The 4,065-nt window shown below is 39.4% G+C and carries 3 protein-coding genes and 1 pseudogene; 1 reads left to right on the forward strand and 3 read right to left on the reverse strand.

The annotated features are described in order from the left end of the window. Positions 1-145: 145 nt before the first annotated feature. Entirely contained in the window at positions 146-616 is a 471-nt protein-coding gene (gene rpsG, locus HT729_RS10275; RefSeq protein ID WP_000087873.1) for a 30S ribosomal protein S7, read from the reverse strand. A 19-nt stretch (positions 617-635) separates the two neighbouring features. Further along, complete coding sequence (rpsL, locus tag HT729_RS10280; protein WP_001142332.1) at positions 636-1,049, reverse strand: 30S ribosomal protein S12; 414 nt, start codon at positions 1,047-1,049, stop codon at positions 636-638. A gap of 273 nt (positions 1,050-1,322) precedes the next feature. Here rpsL and HT729_RS10285 point away from each other — a divergent pair. Next, positions 1,323-1,483, forward strand: a pseudogene (locus HT729_RS10285) (helix-turn-helix domain-containing protein); the annotation flags it as partial. Between the two features lie 265 nt (positions 1,484-1,748). Here HT729_RS10285 and HT729_RS10290 read toward each other — a convergent pair. Next, complete coding sequence (locus HT729_RS10290; RefSeq protein ID WP_050086597.1) at positions 1,749-3,746, reverse strand: thiol-activated cytolysin family protein; 1,998 nt, start codon at positions 3,744-3,746, stop codon at positions 1,749-1,751. Positions 3,747-4,065 lie beyond the last annotated feature (319 nt).

Raw genomic sequence — 4,065 nt, forward strand, 5'->3', positions numbered from 1 at the left:
AATTTGAACTCGGGCTAAAGTTAGTTAGCCGATTTGAGCTGGAACGGGATGCTGTGTGAAAAAGATAAACTTCCTTGTATTCGTCGAATACTGCGTCAGTTTCCTATTTTTACCTTGCATCCTTACCGTTTCTAGCATCATGATTTTACCAACGGAAGTGTGCGAATGCACGGTTAGCTTCAGCCATACGGTGAGTGTCTTCACGTTTCTTAACAGCTGCACCAGTGTTGTTAGCAGCATCCAAGATTTCTTTTGCAAGACGGTCTTGCATTGTGTGTTCACCACGAAGACGAGCGATTGTTACCAACCAACGAAGTCCAAGTGTTGTACGACGTTCTGGACGAACTTCAACTGGGACTTGGTAGTTAGAACCACCAACACGGCGTGCACGTACTTCAAGTACAGGCATGATGTTTTCCATAGCTGTCTCAAATACTTCAAGTGCATCGTTGCCAGTAGCTTCTTTGATTTGCTCAAAAGCACCGTAAACGATTGAAGCAGCTGTACCACGTTTACCGTCAAGCATAACGCGGTTGATAAGACGAGTAACTAGTTGTGAATTGTAAAGCGGATCTGGCAATACGTCACGTTTTGGAGCTCTATTTTTACGACTCATTTCTCTTTATCCCCTTTCCTTATGCTTTTGGACGTTTAGTACCGTATTTAGAACGGCCTTGTTTACGATCGTTAACACCTGCAGTATCAAGTGCACCACGGACAATATGGTAACGTACCCCTGGAAGGTCTTTTACACGTCCACCACGAAGAAGAACCACGCTGTGTTCTTGCAAGTTGTGTCCGATACCTGGGATGTAGGCAGTAACTTCGATAAGGTTGCTCAAACGTACACGAGCGAATTTACGAAGGGCTGAGTTAGGTTTTTTAGGTGTCATTGTTCCAACACGAGTTGCAACACCACGTTTTTGTGGTGAAGAAACGTTTGTTTGAACTTTTTTATGACTGTTGTAACCAACGTTCAAAGCTGGTGATTTAGATTTTTCTACTTTTGATTTACGCGGTTTGCGAACCAATTGGTTAATTGTAGGCATCTACATTCTCCTGTGTTTTTTTATTTTTGGTGATGATACACTTGGTGACAGCTATCATCTGTGTGTACTTTTGCAACATTTGTCAGCACGTCCCTGTACACTCTTGAGAGACCAAAAGTAAAAAGTACCGTCTATTATTGTAACAAAATTTTCCATTGGTTGTCAAGATATTTTTCTTTTTTATTGTTATTTTTAGCTGGGGTAACTTCTCAAAGTAACTTCCACTTACCTAACCGAAGTGGAAATTAGTCTAAAACGGATTTTTATGGTGGAATTAAGTCTGAGACTTTCCGTTCCATCGTTGAGAAGATGGGAAAAAACCCGTCAACGATTTCAAAGGAAATCAAGCGCAATCGCATCATACATCCAACATCCGTCAAATCTGATTGCACGGATTACCCACTTCTCAAAAAGCTCCTTATGTCTGTAACAACGCGTTTTTCTCATACTAAAAGCTAGGTTGTGGAAAACTGGAAGTTAGTTTTATATTGAATTGAAATAAGACATGAACAAATCTATTGGGAAAGTCAACTTAATTTCTAGAAATATTTTAACAGCAACAACGTACTATTCTAGTTTCAATCTGCTATAGAAGTTACCCTTTTCATCTTTTCATTCTCTCAAAAGTCAATCATAAAAGAGGAGAAATCAAAATTTCTCCTCTTAACTGTTTACTATCGAATCAAGTAAATCAAATCGTTACTCATTCACAATTTTTTCATCAACTTTAGGGTTTAGAGTTGTTCCCCAATGTGTAATTGTACGCTGTTGTACTAGTGGTAAGTCTGTGCGGTTGTAAACTGTACGCCATGGTTCCCATACAAGACCCGTCTTTTCTTGAACCTTGATGCGAAGATTACGGACATTTCCTCTAAATTGAATCTCTGTTTGGAAGCCTGAAGTTCTGTTTTTTCCGTTATCTTCCCATTGACGTGAACGGATTTCTGGATTTCCTTGTTCATCATATGTAATTTCATCCCAATAGATGTAGTAGCGCGCAACATAAGCACCCTTATGATGAAGTTTCAAGAAGCCATTTTTGTAAGAAGTAACCTTCGTTTCGATATAGTCTGTACTATTTTGTAAAGTTGCTTGGGCATTATCTTTTAGGAAGGCAGTCTTATATGAGATTGGCACAGCTGGACTTTGAGCGCTAAAGTTGGCTCCTTCTCTGATGAGTTCCTTCAAGTTTTCGACTGTTCCTGTGACAACTTTGGCGGCACCGCTAGCATTACCTCCTACAATTACCGCTGTTACAGAAGTATTCTTCAATAGACGGCTCCACTCAGAATTTGGAGCAATTGTTGCGCCTTTGATAACCGCATTGATAGCTGCTTTTAATTCAGTAGACTTACTTGTTGACTCAAACTTAACATAGATTTGACGTCCGTAAGAAACGTTTGATACATATACAGGTGGAGTTTGTGAATCAACGCCTCTCTGTTTTAAATCTTCAGGTGTCACACTCTTGTCAAATACAGCCGCTGGATTGGTCGGTGCATCAAATGTCGCTGTATAGTAAATTTGTTTAAAGTTTACAACTTCAATTTGCTTTTCACCCTTTTGCACAGCCTCAAAGTCAATCTTGAGCGGTGCGCCTGCTTTTTCAAAGTCTGCACCAAATTTTGCTTTCAATTGGTTCATGCTATAGGCTGTAGTTGATTCATACTGAACACGGGCAGGAACGGAATGGCTAGATGAGTAATTCTTTGTCCATCTTTCAACCAAGGTATTCATCGCAGACTGCATACCACTAGTTGTAGGATCTGCTTCAATTCGGCTGTCAGACTGAATCATACCAGGTAAATCGACGCTGACTGTCCCCTTTGCACGGGCAAGACTAATCAATTCTGGCTGATTTTCTAGCAGATTTTGGTTGGCTTTATACAAGCCACCTAGGAAGACATTTTGATTTCCATTGATGGAAACATCTGCTGTGCCTGTAGAGAGGGTTTTCTTGATTTTTTCTACAACGACAAACTCTCCATTTTGTTCCTTAGCACTTGTGTTGTAGCGATTTTCTAAGGTTTCTCCCTTGCGAGTTAAAATATCCAAAGGATTATAAGTTAAACCAAAAAGGTAGTCTTTCAATGCTGATGTTTGATTTACTACTGGTGCGGTTCTGTCCTGTCCAACTTGAGTTGTTGCTGAACGGAATACTTCCACTTCTGCCAAGCTCAATGGAGTATTTTTAGTTTTCAACTCCACTTTTACATAACGAGCGTCTTTGGCGGTGAAGAAAACTTCAAGTTCTGCCTTCCCATTCAAACTATCAAAGTGTTGACGAGCAACTTCTTGTTTTGCTTCATTTAACAAAACAACATCAAAATTGGAAAGACGATTAGCTACATTCCCATCTCCACGATTGTAAAGTTTAACTTTTCCAACATTCTCTGTTTTTCCAAGATCAACTTGCCACCAAGCATTGTCTTCAAAGTTTGTATGCGTTACAGAATGGTGCCCATAGTCACTATCAACATTACCATCCACTGCTCGTGTAGCAGCTCCTCCATAAGCAGTAGAACTTTGACTAGCTTGTTTTCCACGAGCGATGTTTTCTGTCTCAACTGGACGATTCCCTTGCTCTGTAGCCAAAGCTACTCCCTGAGCGTTCAATAAAAAGGCCGCAACAACAGCACTACACACACCGAGTCCACACTTTTTGACAAAGCGATGCAAACGTTTTTCTTGATTCATTCCTTATTCCTCCGTTTTTAAATGAATACGTTTTCCTATTTGTTTATAGTCTATCAAATTTCAAGTAAAAGTCAAGCACAAACCAGCAAAAAAGTCAAGAAAATAAGAAGAAAACGTTTGCTGAATTTTTCTGATATTTTCTTTCGATTTCCAGTAAATACTATAGTTTGGAAACTAGATAACACTTGAAAAACACTAACTTTTTTCTTTTCCTATTTATAGTTTCACTAGATGAGCTTTTTAAAAGAAATATTAGAGATCAATTTCTGAATAAAAATAGCTGGGAACACATCCTCTTCCTAGTCATAACCACCCGTGA

Source organism: Streptococcus sp. 79 (assembly GCF_013277425.1).
In the GTDB taxonomy this organism is placed as follows: Bacteria; Bacillota; Bacilli; order Lactobacillales; family Streptococcaceae; genus Streptococcus; species Streptococcus pseudopneumoniae.